At 71.0% G+C, this 19,161-nt stretch carries 15 protein-coding genes; 9 read left to right on the top strand and 6 right to left on the bottom strand.

All coding sequences use genetic code 11. The features are described from left to right. Positions 1-5: 5 nt before the first annotated feature. Positions 6-461, bottom strand: coding sequence for a winged helix DNA-binding protein (locus ADK64_RS16350; RefSeq protein ID WP_053659530.1), 456 nt, complete (start codon positions 459-461; stop codon positions 6-8). Continuing rightward, positions 458-946 carry a MarR family winged helix-turn-helix transcriptional regulator gene (locus tag ADK64_RS16345; protein ID WP_053659528.1) on the bottom strand — a complete coding sequence of 163 codons (489 nt, stop codon included), beginning with the start codon at positions 944-946 and terminating at the stop codon, positions 458-460. The genes ADK64_RS16350 and ADK64_RS16345 overlap by 4 nt, the downstream gene beginning before the upstream one ends. Positions 947-1,144: 198 nt before the next feature. Between ADK64_RS16345 and ADK64_RS16340 the strand changes: the two genes are divergently transcribed. From ADK64_RS16340 to ADK64_RS16320, 5 genes are all read left to right on the top strand, one after another. Beyond that, on the top strand, positions 1,145-1,579 hold the full coding sequence (locus tag ADK64_RS16340; RefSeq protein ID WP_053659526.1) for an OsmC family protein: 435 nt from the start codon (positions 1,145-1,147) through the stop codon (positions 1,577-1,579). A 241-nt stretch (positions 1,580-1,820) separates the two neighbouring features. Beyond that, complete coding sequence (locus tag ADK64_RS16335) at positions 1,821-2,804, top strand: ABC transporter permease (RefSeq protein WP_053659524.1); 984 nt, start codon at positions 1,821-1,823, stop codon at positions 2,802-2,804. Between the two features lie 31 nt (positions 2,805-2,835). After that, complete coding sequence (locus tag ADK64_RS16330) at positions 2,836-3,726, top strand: ABC transporter permease (RefSeq protein ID WP_053659656.1); 891 nt, start codon at positions 2,836-2,838, stop codon at positions 3,724-3,726. Continuing rightward, the gene (locus ADK64_RS16325) at positions 3,723-5,807 is read left to right on the top strand and encodes an ABC transporter ATP-binding protein (RefSeq protein WP_053659522.1); all 2,085 of its coding nucleotides are present in this window, start codon (positions 3,723-3,725) and stop codon (positions 5,805-5,807) included. The genes ADK64_RS16330 and ADK64_RS16325 overlap by 4 nt, the downstream gene beginning before the upstream one ends. Before the next feature lie 81 nt (positions 5,808-5,888). After that, entirely contained in the window at positions 5,889-7,571 is a 1,683-nt protein-coding gene (locus tag ADK64_RS16320) for an ABC transporter family substrate-binding protein (RefSeq protein ID WP_199829631.1), read from the top strand. A gap of 46 nt (positions 7,572-7,617) precedes the next feature. Here ADK64_RS16320 and glpK read toward each other — a convergent pair whose 3' ends face one another. Both glpK and ADK64_RS16310 read right to left on the bottom strand, forming a co-directional pair. Continuing rightward, entirely contained in the window at positions 7,618-9,147 is a 1,530-nt protein-coding gene (gene glpK / locus ADK64_RS16315; protein WP_053659520.1) for a glycerol kinase GlpK, read from the bottom strand. Between the two features lie 47 nt (positions 9,148-9,194). After that, positions 9,195-9,959, bottom strand: a complete 765-nt coding sequence (locus ADK64_RS16310; protein ID WP_053659518.1) for an IclR family transcriptional regulator — start codon at positions 9,957-9,959, stop codon at positions 9,195-9,197. 194 nt (positions 9,960-10,153) lie between these two features. Between ADK64_RS16310 and ADK64_RS16305 the strand changes: the two genes are divergently transcribed. Beyond that, the gene (locus ADK64_RS16305; RefSeq protein ID WP_053659516.1) at positions 10,154-10,570 is read left to right on the top strand and encodes an ATP-binding protein; all 417 of its coding nucleotides are present in this window, start codon (positions 10,154-10,156) and stop codon (positions 10,568-10,570) included. A 411-nt stretch (positions 10,571-10,981) separates the two neighbouring features. Here the strand turns inward: ADK64_RS16305 and ADK64_RS16300 are convergent, their stop codons facing one another. Then, positions 10,982-12,151 carry an acyl-CoA dehydrogenase family protein gene (locus ADK64_RS16300; protein WP_053659514.1) on the bottom strand — a complete coding sequence of 390 codons (1,170 nt, stop codon included), beginning with the start codon at positions 12,149-12,151 and terminating at the stop codon, positions 10,982-10,984. Positions 12,152-14,481: 2,330 nt separating this feature from the next. On the opposite strand from ADK64_RS16300, the gene ADK64_RS16290 reads away from it, so the two are divergent. Beyond that, positions 14,482-15,654 (top strand): type III PLP-dependent enzyme, encoded by a 1,173-nt coding sequence (locus ADK64_RS16290; protein WP_053659652.1) that lies wholly within the window; start codon positions 14,482-14,484, stop codon positions 15,652-15,654. Next, complete coding sequence (locus ADK64_RS16285; RefSeq protein WP_053659510.1) at positions 15,651-16,208, top strand: GNAT family N-acetyltransferase; 558 nt, start codon at positions 15,651-15,653, stop codon at positions 16,206-16,208. Before ADK64_RS16290 ends, ADK64_RS16285 begins: the two co-directional genes overlap by 4 nt. A gap of 596 nt (positions 16,209-16,804) precedes the next feature. Here the strand turns inward: ADK64_RS16285 and ADK64_RS16280 are convergent. Next, on the bottom strand, positions 16,805-18,145 hold the full coding sequence (locus ADK64_RS16280; RefSeq protein ID WP_053659649.1) for a glutamine synthetase family protein: 1,341 nt from the start codon (positions 18,143-18,145) through the stop codon (positions 16,805-16,807). Positions 18,146-18,833: 688 nt separating this feature from the next. Between ADK64_RS16280 and ADK64_RS16275 the strand changes: the two genes are divergently transcribed. Continuing rightward, positions 18,834-19,112 (top strand): DUF5132 domain-containing protein, encoded by a 279-nt coding sequence (locus ADK64_RS16275; protein WP_234384599.1) that lies wholly within the window; start codon positions 18,834-18,836, stop codon positions 19,110-19,112. Positions 19,113-19,161 lie beyond the last annotated feature (49 nt).

Below are 19,161 nucleotides of genomic sequence, written 5' to 3'. Positions count from 1 at the left end.
TTCCACTAACGGTTCGGTGTGCCCAGGACGGCCAGTTCCGCGTCCGCCCGCTCGGTGATCAGGGTCAGTATCCGGCCGGCCGTGGCGCGGTCCTCGTCGGAGATCCCGGCGTAGATCAGGGCCGCCAGGGCTCCCGCCTCGGCGGCGGCCCTGGCGTACAACTCCCGGCCGGTGTCCGTGATGTCGATGCGGGACGGCTCCGCCGCGGCCAGCAGCCCGGCGGCGACCAGTTCGTCGACCGTGCTGTGCGCATCCGTCGCGTCGACCTTCAGTGCGCCGGTGACGCCGTCGACCAGTGCGGTGCGCTCGACCGGCCCGCCCGCGACGGCGGCGAGCCGGAGGGTGACGTTCTGCCGGAAGGTGAGTCCGTGAGGGGCCAGTACGCGCTCCAGGGCGGCGCGTGAGGCGTAGTGGGCGAGGGCGACGGTGCGACCGTCGAGCAGGGGTGCGGTGGTGGTCATGACTGCTCCGTCTCGTGATCGGTGGTGCCGAACGGGTCAAGCGGTGCGTTGAGCAGGACCGTGAGCTCGTGGGTGAACTCCCGGGCGCGCGGGCTGTCGGGTCCGCCGAGCGGGGCCAGCAACTGCCGCAGCAGGCCCTGGACGACGTCGATCGCCTTCCCGGTGACCTCGTGCCCCCGCTCGGTGAGCGCGAGCTGGACGGCGCGCGGGTCGGCGGGGTCCCGCGCGCGTTCGAGAAGGCCGGCCGACTCCAGGCCGCGGGCCAGCTTGGAGACGTAGAGCGCCTCCAGCCCGGTGTGATCGGCGAGTCGGCGCTGGCTGGGCCGCAGACCGGAGCGGTGCATGCCGTACAGCGAGGCCACCAGTGAGTACTGCGCGTGGGTCAGCCCCAGCGGGGCCACCGCACGGTCCACCGCGACCCGCCACTTCATCGACAGCCGCCACACCAGGAAGCCGGGCGTGGCTCCCTCGGAACCATTGCTCATGAGACATACAGTACATGGCTACTATGTACATGGCTACTATTTCGTCACTCGAAGCGGGAGGGGCTGCGCGCCGGGCCGGGGCCGCCGGTGGGGGTCCTCGACCGCGCCGTCAGGGACGCCCTCGACCCCCGTGGCCCGCTCAACCCGGGCGCGGTGGTCGGCGGGTGAGGCGCCGCGTGCGGAGTTAGGGTCGCCGGTATGACCGATGACTCCCTGCGCTCCGTCACCGTCGAGCGGACCAGCACCGGCCACTTCGTGGCGACGAACGTACGCGGCGGCACGATCGCCTTCGGCACCGGCGCCGCCGAAGACGCCGAGTTCACCCCGGTCGAGCTGCTGCTCGCGGCGCTCGGCGGCTGCACGGCGGTGGACGTGGACGTCGCGACCAGCCGGCACGCGGAGCCCACCGCCTTCACCGTCGCCGTGCAGGGCACCAAGGTCGACGACGACCTCGGCAACCGCCTCACCGACCTCGCGGTGACGTTCCACGTCACGTTCCCGGACGGCGAGGGCGCCGAGCGGGCCCGGGCGATCCTGCCCCGGGCGGTGAAGACCTCCCACGACCGCCTCTGCACGGTCAGCCGCACGGTGGAGACGGGAACGCCGGTGGCGGCGACGGTCGCGGACGACTGACCCCGGCCGCTCGCCGGGATCAGCCGAATCGCGGCCTGTTCCGGGCCGATCTGCCGCCCGCTCCGGGCCGATTGCTGCGGCAACATGTCGACTTCATGGCGGGACCGGCCGCGGCCTGGCTTTCTGCGCAAGGTACGGACCAAGCTGACGATCACACCTTGGTGCCCCCAGTCCGTTCCGCCAGAAAGTCCCGCATGTATTCCTCCAGACCCTCCGGCACCTTCGTGGGGAGGTGCCGCGGATGGTGCGCTATGTGACGCGCAAAGCCCTCGGCTGGCTGCTGATGATCGTGGTCGCCACCAACGCGACCTACTTCCTCGCCAGTTGGTTCCTGGACCCGCGCTCGAACTTCAAGGAGCTGCGGCCCGTCCGCAGCGAGGCCCAGATCGACCGGGCCCTCGCGCCGTACAACCTGGACCCGCGGGTGCCGCTGGTGCACCGCTGGCGGGACTGGCTCGACTCGGTGGTGCTCCACTTCGACTGGGGGAGGTCCCCCACCGGTGTCTCCGTCAACGGCGAGGTCGGCTACCGGTCCCTCGTCAGCGCGGAGCTGGTCGTCATCGCGACCATCCTGTCCGTCGTGGTCGGTGTCGCGCTCGGGGTGTACACCGCGGCCCGGCAGTACGGCTTTGCCGACCGGGTCTCACAGGCCGTGTCCATCGCGGTGTTCAACGTACCGACGTCCGTCGCCGCGCTCGCCGTGGTCTTCGTCGCCATCTGGCTGAACCAGCACGCCGGACTGCACTTCCTCTACGTCGCCGGGGAGAACTCACCGGGCGTCGAAGGACTGCTCCCGACCATCGGCGACCGCCTTCTGCACCTGATCCTGCCGACCCTGACGCTGACCCTGATGGGGTACGTCGGCTACCACCTGACGCAGCGTTCGCTGCTGCTCGACACGATCAACGCCGACTTCGTCCGCACGGCGCAGGCCACCGGGCTCACCCGGAGCCAGGCCGTACGCCGGCACGCGCTGCGGGCCGCGCTCATTCCGACGGCGGCCTCCGTGGCGTTCAGCGTGCCCGCCGTCTTCACCGGCGCCGTCATCACCGAGACGGTCTTCGGCTGGAACGGCATGGGCCGCTACTTCATCCAGACCATCAGCAAGAACGACGTGCACGGCGCGGTCGCGACGGCTGCCTTCGCCGCGACCCTGACCGCCGTCGGCGCGATCCTCGCGGACATCGCCACGGTCTTCCTCGACCCGAGAGTACGGGTGAGCTGACGTGGCCACCGACGTGACGACCGATCCCCCGGTGGCACCCCCCGCGCAGAGGCCCGCCCACCTCGGCCTCGGCTGGCTCTATCTGCGCCGCTTCGTGCGCAACCGCCTCGCCGTCGCCGGCGTCGCGATATTCGTCCTGCTCGTGCTGTTCGCCGCCGTCGGCGGCCGGTTCACCTCCCACGCCTACACCGACGCCGACTTCGCCGCCCTGACCCAGCCGCCGAGCGCCGCCCACTGGTTCGGCACCAACCAGGGCGGGAACGACATCTACGCCTGTGCCGTGCACGGACTCCAGCGCTCGCTGGTGATCGCCGTCAGCGTGTCCGTCCTGACGGTCGTCGTCGCCGCGATCGTCGGCTCCGGCGCCGCGTACCTCGGCGGCCGGGTCGAGCGGGTGACCCTCGCCGTCATCCACTTCCTGCTGATCGTCCCCTCGTTCCTCATCCTCGCCCTGGTCTCCCACCGCCTGGCCGGTGACTGGCGCGTCCTGATCGTCGTGCTGACCGTGTTCGGCTGGATGTCCACGGCGCGGGTGATCTGGTCCGTCTCGACCTCGCTGCGCGAACGGGACTACGTGACGGCGGCGGAGTTCATGGGCGTCAGCGCGCCGCGCATCATCCTCCGTCACATCATCCCCAACCTGGGCTCCCTGCTGATCGTCAACCTGACCCTCGGTGTCGTGGCGACCGTGCTCAGCGAGACCGCCCTGTCGTTCCTCGGGTTCGGCGTACAGACCCCGGACGTCTCCCTCGGCACGATGCTCGCGGACGGGGCGAGCACCGTCACCAGCGCCCCCTGGCTCTTCGCCTTCCCCGCGGGACTGGTCGTGCTGCTCACCGTCTCGATGACCTTCATCGGCGACGGACTGCGCGACGCCCTCGACCCCACGTCCGTGACCGGCTCGGCAGGAGGCCGACGATGACCCTCGCGACCCCCGTGGCCGCCCCCGCGCCCAGCACCGGCAGCACCCCCGTCCTCTCCGTGCGGGACCTGCGGATCTCCTTCCCCTCCGAAGCCGGAACCGTCGAGGCGGTACGCGGGGTGAGCTTCGAGCTGCTGCCCGGCCGTACCCTCTGCATCGTCGGCGAGTCCGGCTCGGGCAAGTCGGCCACCGCGATGGGCATCATGGGCCTGCTGCCGCCCACCGCCCGCCTCGGCGGTCAGGTGCTGCTCGGCGGACGCGACCTGATCGGCCTCGGGGACCAGGAGCTGTCGCGGATCCGGGGCAAGTCCATCGGCATGGTCTTCCAGGACCCGCTGTCCGCGCTCACCCCGATCTTCTCCGTGGGCAGACTGCTCTCCGACGCCCTGCGCGTCCACCAGAACCTGACGAAGCGGGCGGCCTGGGAGCAGGCCGTCGAACTGCTCGACCTCGTCGGCATCCCCGACCCGCGGGGCCGGGCCGCCTCCTTCCCGCACGAGTTCTCCGGCGGCATGCGCCAGCGCGTGGTCATCGCCATGGCGATCGCCAACAGACCGTCCGTACTCGTGGCCGACGAGCCCACCACCGCGCTCGACGTCACCGTGCAGGCGCAGATCCTCGACGTCCTGCGCGTGGCGCAGCAGGAGACCGGCGCCGGCCTCGTCCTCATCACCCATGACCTCGGGGTCGTCGCGGGCCACGCGGACGACGTCGCCGTCATGTACGCGGGCCGGGTCTTGGAACACGCGGGCGTCGAGGAGCTGTTCCGCCGGCCGACGATGCCGTACACCGCGCGGCTGCTCGCCGCCGTGCCGACCGTGGACGGCGGGACCCGCCGGCCCCTGGTCCCGATCGGCGGTGAGCCGCCCGCCCTGGTGGGCCTGCCGGCCGGCTGCCCCTTCGCCGGCCGCTGCGCCGTCGCCCTCGACGCGTGCCGCACCGACGAACCCGAGCTGCGCCAGGTCACCGGGCACGGACACGTGGCCTGCCTGCGCGCCACGGAGATCGCCGACGGCACCCTCGACCCCACGGGCGACGCCGCGCCCGTCGACCGGCCGACGGCCGCCGGTCCCGCCGGGACCGGCGAGGTGGTGCTCCGCGTCGAGGACCTCGTCAGGACCTTCCCGGTGACCAAGGGCGGCCTCCTCAAGCGCCGGGTCGGTACGCTGCACGCCGTGAACCGGGTCGGCTTCGAGCTGCGGGCCGGCGAGACCCTGGGCCTGGTGGGCGAGTCCGGCAGCGGCAAGACCACGACGCTGCTGGAGATCCTCCGGCTCAGACGGCCCGAAAGCGGCCGGATCGAGATCGCCGGCACCGAGGTCGGCACGGTGGCGTCCCGGGCGCGCGCACGGGAGCTGCGGCAGGACGTACAGATCGTCATGCAGGACCCGCTGGGCGCCCTCGACCCACGGATGCCCGTCTTCCAGCTGCTCGCCGAGCCGCTGCGGGCCGTCGGACGCGATCGCGAGTCGATCCGCTCCCGGGTCGGCGAACTGCTGGCCCTGGTCGGTCTGGACGACTCGGTGGGCGACCGGTTCCCGGCCGCGCTCTCCGGCGGTCAGCGCCAACGGGTCGGCATCGCCCGCGCCCTGGCGACCGAGCCCAGACTGCTCGCCCTCGACGAGCCGCTCTCCGCCCTGGACGTGTCGGTGCAGGCCGGGGTGATCAACCTGCTGGCACGGCTCCAACGCGAACTCGGGCTCGCCTACCTCGTGGTCGCGCACGACCTGGCCGTGGTCCGGTACATCTGCGATCGCATCGCGGTCATGTACCTGGGACACATCGTCGAGACCGGCGAGACCGAGACGATCTTCTCCGATCCGAAGCACCCCTACACCCGGGCCCTGCTGTCGGCGGTCCCGGTGCCCGATCCGCGGCGCGAGCGCACCCGCGAACGCGTCGTGCTGGAGGGCGAGCAGCCGAACGCCGCACGACCGCCCGAGGGATGCGTCTTCGTCGACCGCTGCCCGCTGTACCGCCTCGCCGACGAGGACGTACGGCACCGCTGTCGTACGCGGCGCCCCGAGCCGACGCCCGTGCCCGGGCAGCCCGGCCACGAGTACGCCTGCCACGGCGTCTGAGACCTGCCCCGACGACCGGGACACGCGGCCACGCCCGCTCCGTCAACACGCTCTCCACCGACCCTGAAGGAACGATTTCCCATGCGCGCAAGACTGGCCCTGCCCGTCGCTCTCCTCGCCGCGATCTCCGTCACCGCCACCGCGTGCCAGTCCTCCTCCGGCAAGGACTCGGCGGGCTCGGCCCCGAAGGACGGCCCCTCCGCCGCGTCGTCCGCCGCCGACTACAACCCCACGCCGTACGACAGGATCAAGGACGGCGGCACCTACACCACGGCCGGGACCTTCGACGACCAGGGCAACCCGTTCAACGTCAACGCCACGCTGACCGCGTCCCGGGTGTGGGCCTGGTACAACGCCGACGCGATCACCTACTCGCCGACCGGCGACGTGCAGTACAACCCGGACTACTACAGCGACGTGAAGGTGGCCGTCGCGGGCGGCAACCAGAAGGTCACGCTGACGATCAACCCCAAGGCCGTCTTCAACGACGGCACACCGATCGACTGGACCGCGATCAGGGCCACGTGGCAGGCCAACAACGGGTCGGACAAGGCCTACGCCGCCTCGTCGACGGACGGCTACGACCAGATCACCTCGGTCGAGAAGGGCGAGAACGCCAAACAGGCCGTGATCACCTTCAAGGGCGTCAACGCCTCCTGGTCGAGTCTGTTCACGACCTTCCTGCACCCCAAGGCGGCGACGGTCGGCAACTTCAACAAGGCGTACGTCAAGAGGGCCCACCCGGAGTGGGGCGCGGGCCCGTACACGGTCGGCACCTGGGACACCCACTCGGGCGACATCACCTTCGTCCGCAATCCGAAGTGGTGGGGCAGGAAGGGCAAGCTCGACAAGCGCGTCTACGTCAACCTGGAGTCGACCGCGGCGGTCAACGCCTTCAAGAACGGCCAGCTCGACTACGTCTCCGCCGTGGACGCCGAGAGCCTCAAGCAGGTCAAGGGGCTGGGGGGCACGGAGATCCGCAGCGGCGGGAGCCCCTTCGAGTACTCGCTCTACTTCAACACCAAGTCCCCCGTGCTCGCGGACAAGGCCGTGCGCAAGGCCATCGAGGAGAGCGTCGACCGCGCGCAGATCGCGAAGATCCAGTTCCAGGGCCTCGACTACCAGGAGCCGCTGCCCGGTTCGGCCGTGCTCTACAGCTTCCAGAAGGGCTACGAGGACAACGTCTCGGCCGTGCTGAAGTACGCGCCGGACGAGGCCGGAAAGCAGCTCGGCGCGGCGGGCTGGAAGCCCGGGAGCGACGGCATCCGGATCAAGAACGGCAGGAAGCTGGAGGTCGGCTACACCCTCCTCGGCGACGACCCGCTGGGCAAGGCCACCGCCGGCGCCTTCGCGGCGATGCTGAAACCGGCCGGCATCCGCCTGGTCATCCACAAGGCCGACGACGCGGACTTCTCGAACATCCTCAGCGAGCGCAAGTTCGACCTGTTCGTCTCGGGAAACCGCTCCATGGACCCGTTCGGCGCCCGCTACCTGTGCGACTTCTACTGCTCGGACCGTGACTCCAACCTCACCGGCGCCGGCTCACCCGCGCTGGACAAGGAGATCCGCGCGACCGCCGACATCGCCGACCTCGGCCGGCAGATCACGGCGGTCAACAAGGCCGAACGCGAGGCACTCCAGCAGTACGCCTTCCTCCCGCTGTACAGCGGCCCCTCCACCTATGCGGTGAAGAAGGGCCTCGCCAACGTCGGCGCGACCATCTTCTACAGCCCGCTCCCGGAGACGGTCGGCTGGGAGAAGTGACCCACGATCCCGTCGCCGATGCCGAGCCGAGCGCCGGCGGACCGGGTCACGGCGGGCCCGGGTCGGCGGACCGGGGAGATCTGACCCAGCCGAGGGACCGTTCGACGGCCCGCTGCCAGTTCTCGTACTCCGCCGCCCGCAGCTCGGGGTCCATGGCGGGCAGCCACTGTCCGGCCCGGTGCCAGTTGTGCCGCAGCACCTCCAGGTCCGACCAGTAGCCGGCGGCGAGCCCGGCCGCGTACGCGGCGCCGAGGGAGACCGTCTCGGCGACCATGGGCCGCACCACGGGTACGTCGAGCACGTCGGCCACGAACTGCATGAGCAGGTTGTCCGCGGTCATGCCCCCGTCCACCTTGAGCTGCTGGAGGCAGACCGAGGAATCGGCGTTCATGGCGTCGACGACCTCTCGTGTCTGCCATCCGGTGGCCTCCAGGACCGCACGCGCCAGGTGTCCCTTGGTGATGTACGAGGTGAGCCCGACGATGACCCCGCGTGCGTCGCTGCGCCAGCGAGGCGCGAACAGACCGGAGAAGGCGGGGACGATGTAGCAGCCGCCGTTGTCCTCGACCGTCCGGGCGAGGGTCTCGATCTCCGGGGCGCTGCTGATCAGACCCAGGCGGTCCCGGAACCACTGGACGAGTGCTCCGGTGACGGCGATCGACCCTTCCAGGGCGTAGGCCGGCGGCTGGTCCCCGATCTTGTAGGCGACGGTGGTGAGGAGGCCGTGCCCGGACCGCACGATGTCGCTGCCTGTGTTGAGCAGCAGGAAGCTGCCTGTTCCGTAGGTGCACTTCGCCTCGCCGGGGGAGAAACAGGTCTGGCCGAAGAGCGCGGCCTGCTGGTCGCCGAGCGCGGCCGTGATGGCGACGCCCGGCAACAGCGAGCGGGCGTCGCCGTACGGCTCGGCGGAAGACCGGATCTCGGGCAGCATCGAGCGGGGCACTCCGAAGAAGGCCAGCAGCTCATCGTCCCAGGTGAGCGTGCGGATGTTCATCAGCATCGTGCGGCTGGCGTTGGTGGCGTCGGTGATGTGCAGGCCGCCTTCGGGGCCGCCGGTGAGGTTCCAGATCAGCCAGCTCTCCATGGTTCCGAACAGCACCTCGCCGTCATCGGCGCGTTGCCGGAGCCCCTTGACGTGGTCGAACAGCCAGCGGATCCGCAGCGCGGAGAAGTAGGTCGAGGGCGCCAGACTGCACCGCTGCAGGAAGAACTCCTCGCCGGGGTGCCGCCTGAGTTCCTCGACGAGCGGCGCCGTGCGGGTGTCCTGCCAGACGATCGCCCGGCCGAGGGGAGCGCCGGTCCGCCGGTCCCAGAGCACGGTCGTCTCGCGCTGGTTCGCCACACCGATCGCGGTGATCTGTCCCGTGTCGACACCGGCGACGGACAGGGCCTCGGGCAGGACGCGCCGGAGGTTCTGCCAGATCTCCACGGCGTCGTGCTCGACCCAGCCGGGCTCGGGGAAGTGCTGCTGATGCTCCTTCTGCGCCACCGAGACCAGGCGCCCGCGGCGATCGAACAGAATGCAGCGGGTCGAGTTGGTGCCCTGATCGATGGACATTACGTACTGTTCAGCCATGATCGGGTCTGCCTTCCGGGGGTCGAGAGGGGGCGGCCGGCTCCGGCCTACCAGCGGGCGGCTCCCAGGTCCCTGGAGATCGCCCGAGCGGCCTCGCGGATCAGGGTGATCAGACTCGGGCGGGGGCGGCCCTGGCTGTCGCAGATCCGTTCGACCGGCCCGGACAGCCCGACGGCGCCGACGACGAGGCCGCCGTGCCCTCGGATCGGCGCGGCGAGCCCGGCATCGCCCATGCTCATTTCCTGGATCTCCGCGGCCCAGCCGAGCTCCCGTACCTCGGCGAGCGCCCGGGCGAGCTGCTCGCGATCGACGAGGGTGTGCCGGGTGTACGCCTCCAGCCCCGTCCGGGCGGGCTCGATCGTCGCGGTCCCGTAGGCGAGCAGTACCTTGCCCAGCGAGGAGGCGTGCAGGGGCAGCAGCGAGCCCACGTCCAGGGTCTGGAAGGTGTCGTCCGGCCGGAACACGTGGTGGACGATGAGCACGCTGCCTTCCAGGGGGGTGCCCAGGCGGACCGCCTCTCCGCTGCGGGCGGCGAGGGCATCGGCCCAGTTCAGGGAGCGCGAGCGCAGCTCGTTGACGTCCAGGTAGCTGGTACCGAGGTGCAGGAGGGCGGCTCCGAGCTGGTATTTCCCGGTCGCCGCGTCCTGCTCCACGAAGTCCACGTGCTGGAGCGTGCGCAGAATGCCGTGGGCGGTGCCCTTGGCCAGTCCGAGTGAGGCGGCGACCTCGCCGAGCCCGAGGCGGCGGGGCCCGCCGGCGAGCAGGCGCAGAATCGCCGCCGCCCGTTCGATCGACTGGACTGGGCCGGTCATGAGGCGAGCCTATTACCGTCGCAGACGCTCTGCCGTACGGGCGGGCGCCCCCTGCGGAGCCGTCGGAAGATCCGCGTTCGGTAATGCCGACCGCCATTCGTTGACCCGCCCGAATTGTCTCCGTAGCTTGCTGCGCAGCCGGTAAGCGCGCAGACATGGCGCCGGACCGGCCGCACACATCACCGGGAGAGACCATGGCGGCACAGCTCACCACGCTGCTTCGGGCGGCATACGAATATGTGTGTCCGGTCCCGCCCGTCGCCGGCGCCGTCTCGGCCGTACGCCGAAGTGCCGCGGAGGTCCTCGCCGACTGGAGCGTGTCCCCGGGAATCGTCGAGGACGCGCTCCTCGTGGTGTCCGAGCTGGTCACCAACGCCATCATGCACGCTCGTCCCCCGGCCGTACTGCGGCTGTCCCGGGTTCCCGGTGACGGTGTCCGCATCGAGGTCACCGACGCGGGACCCGTGCTCTCGGCGGGCCGGGCCCTTGCCGGGACCGACCCCGACGAGCACGGCCGGGGCGAGACGATCGTCCATGCCCTGGCGACGCGGCATGGCATACGCGTCCACACCGGCGGGGTCACCCGGTGGGCCGATCTCACGGCGGGCTAGGCCCGGCCAGAGCACGACCTGCGTCCTGGGCGGCGCGGAAGGCCGTTCGTCCGTGGTCTGCCTGCGGAGCAGGAGCAGGGCGGCGTCGTCGTGCAGCCGGCCTCCACATGTGCCGGCAGTTCGTCATGGACGACGCCGAGCGTGCGCGCCGGACCGTCGGACACATGGCGGGCCACTCCGCGGCCGGCGGACAGAACTCGCGGTCGTGATCGCGGGCCTCGGTGGCCGCGTCGGCGCGGAACAGCAAGAGGGCGGATGCGTCCGCAGCACGCCCCCCGTGTCCACACTCCGGGGGCGCCTCAGTCCCAGACGCCTCCTGAGTCCCAGACGCCTTCTGTCGGCAGCTCGGTGCCGACCGGCACCGCCGCCACCTCCCGGACATCGATTTCCCGATCGCCTTCGGAGTCGACCTCAGGGGGCCAGGGTGAGGTCACCGTGGTTGGACTTGGCGAGCGACCGCCCGATGACCATGCGCTGAATCTGGTTCGTGCCTTCGAAGATCTGAGTCACCTTGGCCTCACGCATGTGCCGCTCGACCGGGAACTCGCGCGTGTAGCCGACCCCGCCGAGCACCTGCACCGCATCGGTGGTGACACGCATCGCGTTGTCGGTCGCGACGAGCTTCGCGACCGACGCCTCACGGCTGAACGGCAGTCCCGCGTCCTTCAACCGGGCGGCATGGAGGGTCGCGGCACGGGCTGAGAAGACCGCGGCCTCCATGTCAGCGAGCAGGAACGCGACTCCCTGGTGGTTGATGATGCGTGATCCGAACGTCTCCCGATCGCGTGCATAGGCGATCGCGTGGTCGAGAGCGCCCTGGGCGAGACCGACCGCGACGGCCGCGATACCGAGGCGGCCGGAATCCAGGCTCGCGAGAGCGATACGCAGGCCGCCGCCCTCAGCTCCGATACGCCGCTCGACGGGGACACGGACGTCCCGGAGCACCATGGTCGCCGTCGTGGACCCGGTCAGGCCCATCTTCCGTTCGGGCACATCAGCGGTGAGGCCCTCGGTGTCAGCCGGGATCATGAAGCACGAGATACCCGTGCGATCTTCCGAGGTGCGGGCCATGACCTTGTAGTAGTCCGCGTGGCCGCCATGGGTCGTCCAGGCTTTCGCGCCGTTCAGGACGTAGTGATCGCCGTCCAGACGGGCCCGGGTCCGCATCGCGGCCGGGTCCGAGCCGGCCTGCGGCTCCGAGAGGCAGTAGGCACCCAGCAGCTCGCCACCGAGCATCGCGGGCAGCCACTCCTGCTTCTGCTCCTCGGTACCCGTCGTCGCCAGGCCGAAGCACGACAGCACGTGCACGGAGACACCCACACCGACCGAAGCCCACACGGACGCGATCTCTTCGACGACCTGCAGATACACCTCGTAGGACAGGCCGCTGCCACCGTACGCCTGGGGGTACGGCAAACCGAGCAGGCCGACGCGTCCGAGCAGCCTGAAGACGTCACGAGGGAACGCCTCGTTCGCCTCATCGGCATCCACCCGCGACGCGAGTTCATCGGCCGCCAGCTTCCGGACGAGCCTGATGAGGTCACGGGACTCCTCATTCGGTAACAGACGACGCGCGCTCATGGCACCTTCCAGCTGTCAGGGCAAAACATCGTTCAGAGACATCGGCAGGCCAGGGCACCGCAAGGCGCTCCCTGTGGACAGACGCCGAAACGCTCGGGGAGGGCCGGCCGCCGCGTGGGTTTCGGCGGTGGCACGGGTCCGCGCCGGTCACATCCCGGCGGCGTGGCGGCGCGGATATCGAGCTGGTCCTGCATCATCTGCAGCCTCGGCTCACGCCCCGCGACCGTGCCGTGGTCCTCCAGTACCTCCCGGGTACGGGCCGTCACCACAAGGGCGGACAGATGCGCGAGCATCTCCTCCATCCCGGTACGGCTCGCGGCGAGGGCATCGGCGGGGCTCGGAGACACAAGGTGCCACCAGGCACCACCTCCAGACCGAGATCCTCCGCCACCTGCCGACAGCGCACCGGACCGGCATACCGGGCCAGTACCGCAAGCAGATGTTCCAGGGCCTGGGGATCCGGCGGACGTCCACCCCGGCGCGAGGCCGGGGACCATGGCAGGGGAGTCGGCAGGGGATACCGGCACCGGCTCGATTCGCGGCAGTTCACCGACGACCTCGCACGCCGTCGGGATGCGGGCCGGCTCCTGCTCGCACCTCGCCAGCAGGTCCGTGATCCGCTCAGCCCCGGCCCGAAGCCGCTCCGCTTCGCTGTGACAGGCCGCCTCCCGCAGCAGCCGCAGCACCCCATCACAGCTCATCCGATCCACCTCTCACGCGGGCTGATCAACCAACTACCGCAACGAGAGGGGCATCACACCGGACACGGGCGACCCCGCCAACCTCACTCAACGAGGAACGCACCCGAGGTGAAGAGGCGCCCCCGCTCGGCCCGAGACCGACCAGCTGGATACGGTCGGGCTGGCCAGACCAGCTGAACGGGGCATGGCCCGGGCCTCGTTCAGCCCCGGACGATGGCGGACCTGGCGCGGGCCAGCCCGGCTGCGCAGCAGCCGGCGATGATCGAGGCCACGACCGGGCAGTTCGACGGGCACCACGGTCGTCTGCGGGCCGGTCATGGCCTGGGCATCTACAGGGGGTGTGTTCCGGGGTGTTGGGGCAGTTGCTGCCGCATCCAGCCGGTGCGGTGGTCGAGTTGATCGAGCGTGCGGCCGGCACGGTCACATTCTGCGCGTACTCCGCTGTGCCGAAGGCGAGGTACCCAAGATGCGTAGTGTCGCCGTGGCGTTCGCACGGCCGGTGGGCGCGCTCGCCAGCTGACGCGCCCGTCGACGGAGCCGCGCTGAGCAACCGCGTCGCCAAGGACGGACTTCTGGGACTTCCTCGCGGGGTACCGGAGTTACCGCGGGCCAGTGTGCACGTCCTCGGTGTTGCGCCGAGGCCCTCCCCGTCGGGATGGACCGGGCCAAGGCCGACGACCTGCCAACCCCGCACTCGTTGGCCAAGGGCTTCCACTGTGACCTCGACGCCGTAGCAGCGGCCCCCGTCACCCCCTGGAGTGCAGGCCAGGTCGAAGGGCACGTCACAAGAGGCGAGCTCCTCAAGCGCAAGGGCAGTCTTTCGCCGGGAGGTGATCGGTCTCGACCTCGGGAAGTTCTTCGACAGCGACCGGTGGCACCTGATCGTCAAGGCCGTGGAGGTTCACGCCGACGCCGTTCGGGTGGTTCCGCATGCCGAGCGGTGGCTGGAGGCGCGCCGCAACTGTCTGGCGGCACCTTGCAGGAGTGGGATCGGGCGACTCGTCAAGGACCCGCTGCCTCGTCGGCGCTGGCGAACATGTTCGTGCGCTACGCGTTCGGTATCCGGTCGGACCGGGCATTTCCCACCGCCCGGTTCGAGCGCTGTACCCATGACGCGGTGCACTGCGTCAGTGAGCGGCGGGCCGGACAGGGGGCGACCGCGCCGGGCGAGAGGACGGTCCGTCAGCGCCGGGCCGAGGACAGGGAGGCCCTGGAATTTCATGGATTTCCTGCCCTCGACCGGCAAGAACTCCCGGCGGAAGACCGGTGAGACCGTTCGAGGCGGGGTTCGGCGTGAAGCACACCGAGCAGGCCGCGCAGGGTGCACAGCAGGTGCAGGCGCAGGCCCCGGACGTGCATAGAGTGCGGCGTGGAGGGAGTCCAGGTCAGGCGTCACAGCCGGCCCTTGGACTCCCTCGCTTCATCTCATGCGTGCCAGCAAGCTTTTGGCATCGTTCATCCAGTCGGACCGGGAGTTCACACGTGAGGCCTCAGATCACCGATGTGCGCCACATCGCCGAACCGCGCCGGACGGCCGAGCAGCGCAGAAGCGGCCACCGCGCCCCGACCGTTCCGGCCACAGCGCACGCATCCACCGCGTCCCTCCCCGACCGGCACGACCACCCCGCCCTGCGCGCCGCGCTCGCCGCCGCCGCGGAGGACGCCATCATCTACGACCTGGACGGCATCGGCCGCCAGTACGCCGCCCTGTGCGCCGAACTGCCCGGCGTCGCCGTCCGGTTCGCCATGAAGGCCTGCCCGGTGGACGAGGTGCTCTGCCACCTCGCCCGGCTCGGTTCCGGTTTCGACGCGGCGAGCCCGCAGGAGATCGCCCAGGCGCTGCGCACCGGGGCGGCCCCCGGGCTGATCCACTACGGCAACACCGTCAAGTCGGACCGCAACATCGCCGAGGCCTACCGGCTGGGCGTGCGCGACTTCGCCACCGACTGCCTGGAGGACGTCACCGCGATCGCCGGACATGCCCCCGGCTCACGGGTGTTCTGCCGGATCGCGACCACCGGCGAGGGCGCGCTGTGGGGCCTGAGCCACAAGTTCGGCTGCTCGCCCGAGGACGCGCCGCGGGTGCTCGGCGCCGCCCGCACCGCCGGGCTGGTGCCCTCCGGCCTGTCCGTGCACGTCGGCTCCCAGCAGATGACCGCCGAGGCCTGGGCGGCGGCGATCGACTCGCTGGCGGCAGTCCTGGAGGCGCTCAGCGGGCGCGGCATCATGCCGGACCGCATCAACCTCGGTGGCGGACTGCCCGCCCTCGGCCTGCTGGACCGGCGCGGGCGCCCACTGGAACCGCCGCTGGACAAGATGTTCGCGGTGATCCGCGAAGGCATGGAACGGCTGCGCGCCGTCAACGCCGCCCCGCTGGAATTCCTGCTGGAGCCCGGCCGCCACCTGGTCGCCGACCACGGCGCGATCCGCGCCCACGTGGCACGGCTCTCCGCCCGCCGTCGGCTCGACGGCACCCGCGAGGACTGGCTGTACCTGAGCTGCGGCAAGTTCAACGGCCTGTACGAGACGGACCAGTTGCAGTACCGGCTGGAGTTCCCGACTCACTCCGGCGGGCAGTTCGTCGAGGCCGTGGTGGCCGGCCCGACCTGCGACAGCGACGACGCGTACGCCCAGGAGGACGGCCTGGTACGGGTCCCGCGCGCGGTCGCCTCCGGAGACCCGGTGTGGGTCCACTCCTGCGGCGCGTACGCCGCCGCCTACGCCACCCAGGGCTTCAACGGCTTCGCACCACTGCCGTACACCTGCGTCGGCGGCCCGGCTCCGGACGGAGCAGACGCATGACCGACACCCGGATCCGGCTGCTTCAGGAGGAGGACTGGGACGAGGTGGTCGCGCTGGAAGAACGCGCCTACGCCGCGAGCGGCCTGTCCGAGGGGCAGGAGGCGCTGCGCTCCCGGCACCGCGCCTCGCCCTCGACCTGCTTCGTGCTGGAGCACGCGGGTGGCTTCGGCGGCTACCTGCTCGCGTTACCGTACCCGCTGTTCCGCTGCCCGGACCTGAGCCTGCCCGAGGAAGGCGCGGTACGGGAGAGCAACCGGGGGAGCAATCTGCACACCCACGACCTGGTGATCGCCGAGCGGGCGCGTGCCCGAGGACTGGCCCGCCGGATGCAGCGGCATCTGGAGGAGACCGGGCGGGCGGCCCGCTACCGGACCCTCTCGCTGGTCGCCGTGCGCGGCTCCGAGGCGCTGTGGTCCCGGCTGGGCTACCGGGCCCGGCCCGAGATCGGGCTGCCCGCGAGCTACGGCGCCGAGGCGGTCTACATGGCGAAGCCGCTGGAACCCGCTGCTACCGATCCCACCTCCGGGCCCTCGCCCAGAGCCGAAGTGGGCTGACGCAGATGTCCCCCGTACCCGACGTGTTCCGCCGCTCCCAACGCACGCCTGCTGGCCGATGCCACCGTGACCGTCGGCGGCGTCCTCGCCGCCATCGGCACTCCGCCCGAGGGCACGGCCGTCCTCGCCGAGGCCCTGTTCGACCACTCCTGCTGGGACGTGGAGACCTGCGTACCTGAAGGCGCCGACTGCCCTCTCCGCGGGGTCGGCACCGCTACCCGCGCCGGCAGTCCCACCGAGCGTATGAGTTGTCGGGCACTGACAAGTGGCCCTCGCCGCTCGCCGCGATCGACGAGCGTCCACACACCGAGGTGATCAGCAGCCGCCTCGGACAGGCCGGTGGCGAGGGCCGCGTGAAGTGAATCTCGCCATGTGGAGCGACCGCCGCTCACTCGGTCCGGAGCGGGGGTGCTGGGCGTGCCGGGTGCGGGGCTGTCGCCGCAGATCGCCTCAGGTGTTGCCCGGCGCCGGGTGCACCAGGTTCTGGTGCACGCCTGCGGCGACCGGCTCGCGTAGGTGCCCCGCAGCCCATGCCGGCAGGCGTGGCGCTCGACCAGCTCATCGCCTGGGAGCCGGAGCAGCAGAACTGATGCTCGTCAGTAGCGCCAGCGGACGGCTTCGATGACGTCCGCATCCGTGTGCTTCGCGAACAGCTCCGCCTCCGCCCGCCGGACGGCCAGCACGGCCTCGTACAACTCGGGACCGAGCGCCTGCCGCAGCAGTGCGGACTTCTCGTACGCGTCGATCGCCTCTGGCAGGCTCGACGGGAGGCGCTCGGCGACGCCGAGGGCGGCGGGGTCGCTCGGGGTCTCGGGCGGAAGGGGCAGGCCGGACTCCAGGCCGGCGAGTCCGGCGGCCAGCACGCCGCCGATCTCCAGGTACGGGTTGGCCGCGGCGTCGAAGCACTTGAGCTCGGCGTTGGCCTGCCTGGCGGCGGAGCCGGTGATCAGGCGTAGCGCCGCCTCACGGTTCTCCAGGCCCCAGCAACGGTAGGCCCCGGCGAACCGGGAGGGGACCAGCCGCAGGTAGGAGGCGACGCTGGGCGCGCCGAGGGCGAGCAGGGCGGGCAGCTCGGCCAGTACGCCCGCGAGGAACTGCTCGGCGTCGGGGTGCAGTCCGTGGCGGCCGGGGCCGCCGTGCCCGAGGTTGCGGCCCTGCCGCCAGAGGCTGAGGTGCAGGTGGCCGCCGTTGCCGACCGAGCCCTCGGTGAAGACGGGCGCGTACGAGACCCGCAGGCCGTGCCGGGCGGAGACGGCCCGGATGGTGTGGCGCACCAGCATCGTGGTGTCGGCCGCCTCGACCGGCCCCCCGGCGGCGACCGAGACCTCGAACTGCCCGGCGGCGTACTCGGGGTGGAGCTGGAGCACGGCCAGCCCCTGGTCGGTGAGGGCGCGCAGCACCTCCCGCAGGTAGTCGGAGTGCTCGACGAAGCGGGTCATTCCGTACGCGGGCCCGAGCGTCGCGGAGGATCCGGCGGCGTCGGCCACCACCCACTCGACCTCGATCCCGGCCTGCACCGAAAGCCCGCGCCGCTCGACGGCCTCGGTGACCTGGCGGGCGAAGCGGCGTTGGCAGCCGGGGTGCGGGGTGCCGTCCTGGGTGTAGCGGTCGGCCGGGGCCCAGGCCCAGCCGGGCTGGGCGGCGAGCGGGGTGAGCCGGTCGAGGTCGGGGACGAGCCGCAGGTCGCCCACCGGGCCGGTACTCGAAGGTGCGACGGTGAAGGAGTCGTCCACCAGGCAGACGTCGAAGCAGGGTACGGCGCCTACGCCGTACTCGGCGGCGTGTTCGAGCTGGGCGAGCGGGACGGACTTCACCCGGGTGAGTCCGGCGTTGTCGACCCAGCCGAACACCACCCCGTCGATTCCGTCGGCGGCGAGCTGGGCCTCGGCTGCCCGGGCCTGGGCGGCCCGCTCAGCTCGGGGGTGCGTGGTGGCCATGCCGGCCATGCTGGCGTTCGCAGCAGCCGGTGCGCCAGTGGCCGGCTGGGAGTTCACTCGTCCGTGAACGGCCGGAGCTGTGACGCGACTTGGGACGCGGGCGCGGGAAGTCTCCGGGGCGTTCTCCCCGACTGCTGAAGTTTTTCAGGGCGGGCGCGTACGGCAGCGGCCGGACCGCGGTGAGGGAGGTGAACGCCCCCCCCCGGCGATTTATGCGGGCCTTCCACGAGGCGGTGCTGGGAGGCGGCGCGCTGCCGTTTCCCGCCCTGCGCCGGAGGGCGTGCGCGTGAACTCGGCGGTCGTCATGAAGGCGATCACCAGTAATGGGTAAATCGGAAAACCACTTCGCCTGGTGGGTGCGCCTACCGCGATCCGTAGCGGTCCGAACGTGGATAGCACTCTCATGAGTGAAACCTGCCGAGACCGTTTGGCCTCGACGGTCATGGCTGGACTACGGTGATCTAGGAGCGGATGGTTTGCCCAATCGGCATCGAAAAGGAATTCAATCCGGCAAGGAGTCCGGCGCGGAATATCGAGAATTCCGGAAAATGGGTGCTTCCGCCTTCCTGCTGTGCGTGCTCCGGGGTGCGCAGTGCCCTGGGTCGACTGTCATACATCTGCGTATAGAGGTTGGAGCATCATGCCGCCCGTCGTTCCGCCGTTTCTGATCGGTCTCATCGTCGCGCCCATGGCCAAGCGTCTCCTCAAGCCGCTGGTGCGCGGTGTCGTCACGACGTCCGTCGGTCTCGTCATGGAGGTGAAGAAGGCGGCCCATGAGGCCGGAGAGAACATCCACGACCTCGCGGTCGAGGTGGCTGCCGACATGGTGGCGGCACAGATCGCCGCCGGTGAGGGCCACCGGCCCACCGAGGGTGCGGCCTCGAACGGCGAGCAGGACGAGGCCAGGAAGGACGAGGCCAGGACTCCGAAGATCCGTGCGACCGCCGGCGCCGGGAAGACGCAGTGACGCTCTGATGCGCGGTCCGGCCGGCTGCCTGGGCGGGTCTTCCTGCCGA

Origin of the sequence: Streptomyces sp. MMG1121 (genome assembly GCF_001280015.1) — a bacterium.
Lineage (GTDB): Bacteria > Actinomycetota > Actinomycetes > Streptomycetales > Streptomycetaceae > Streptomyces.
Note: the sequence above shows the minus strand (reverse complement) of the source record. Positions and strands in the feature narration are given on the sequence as shown.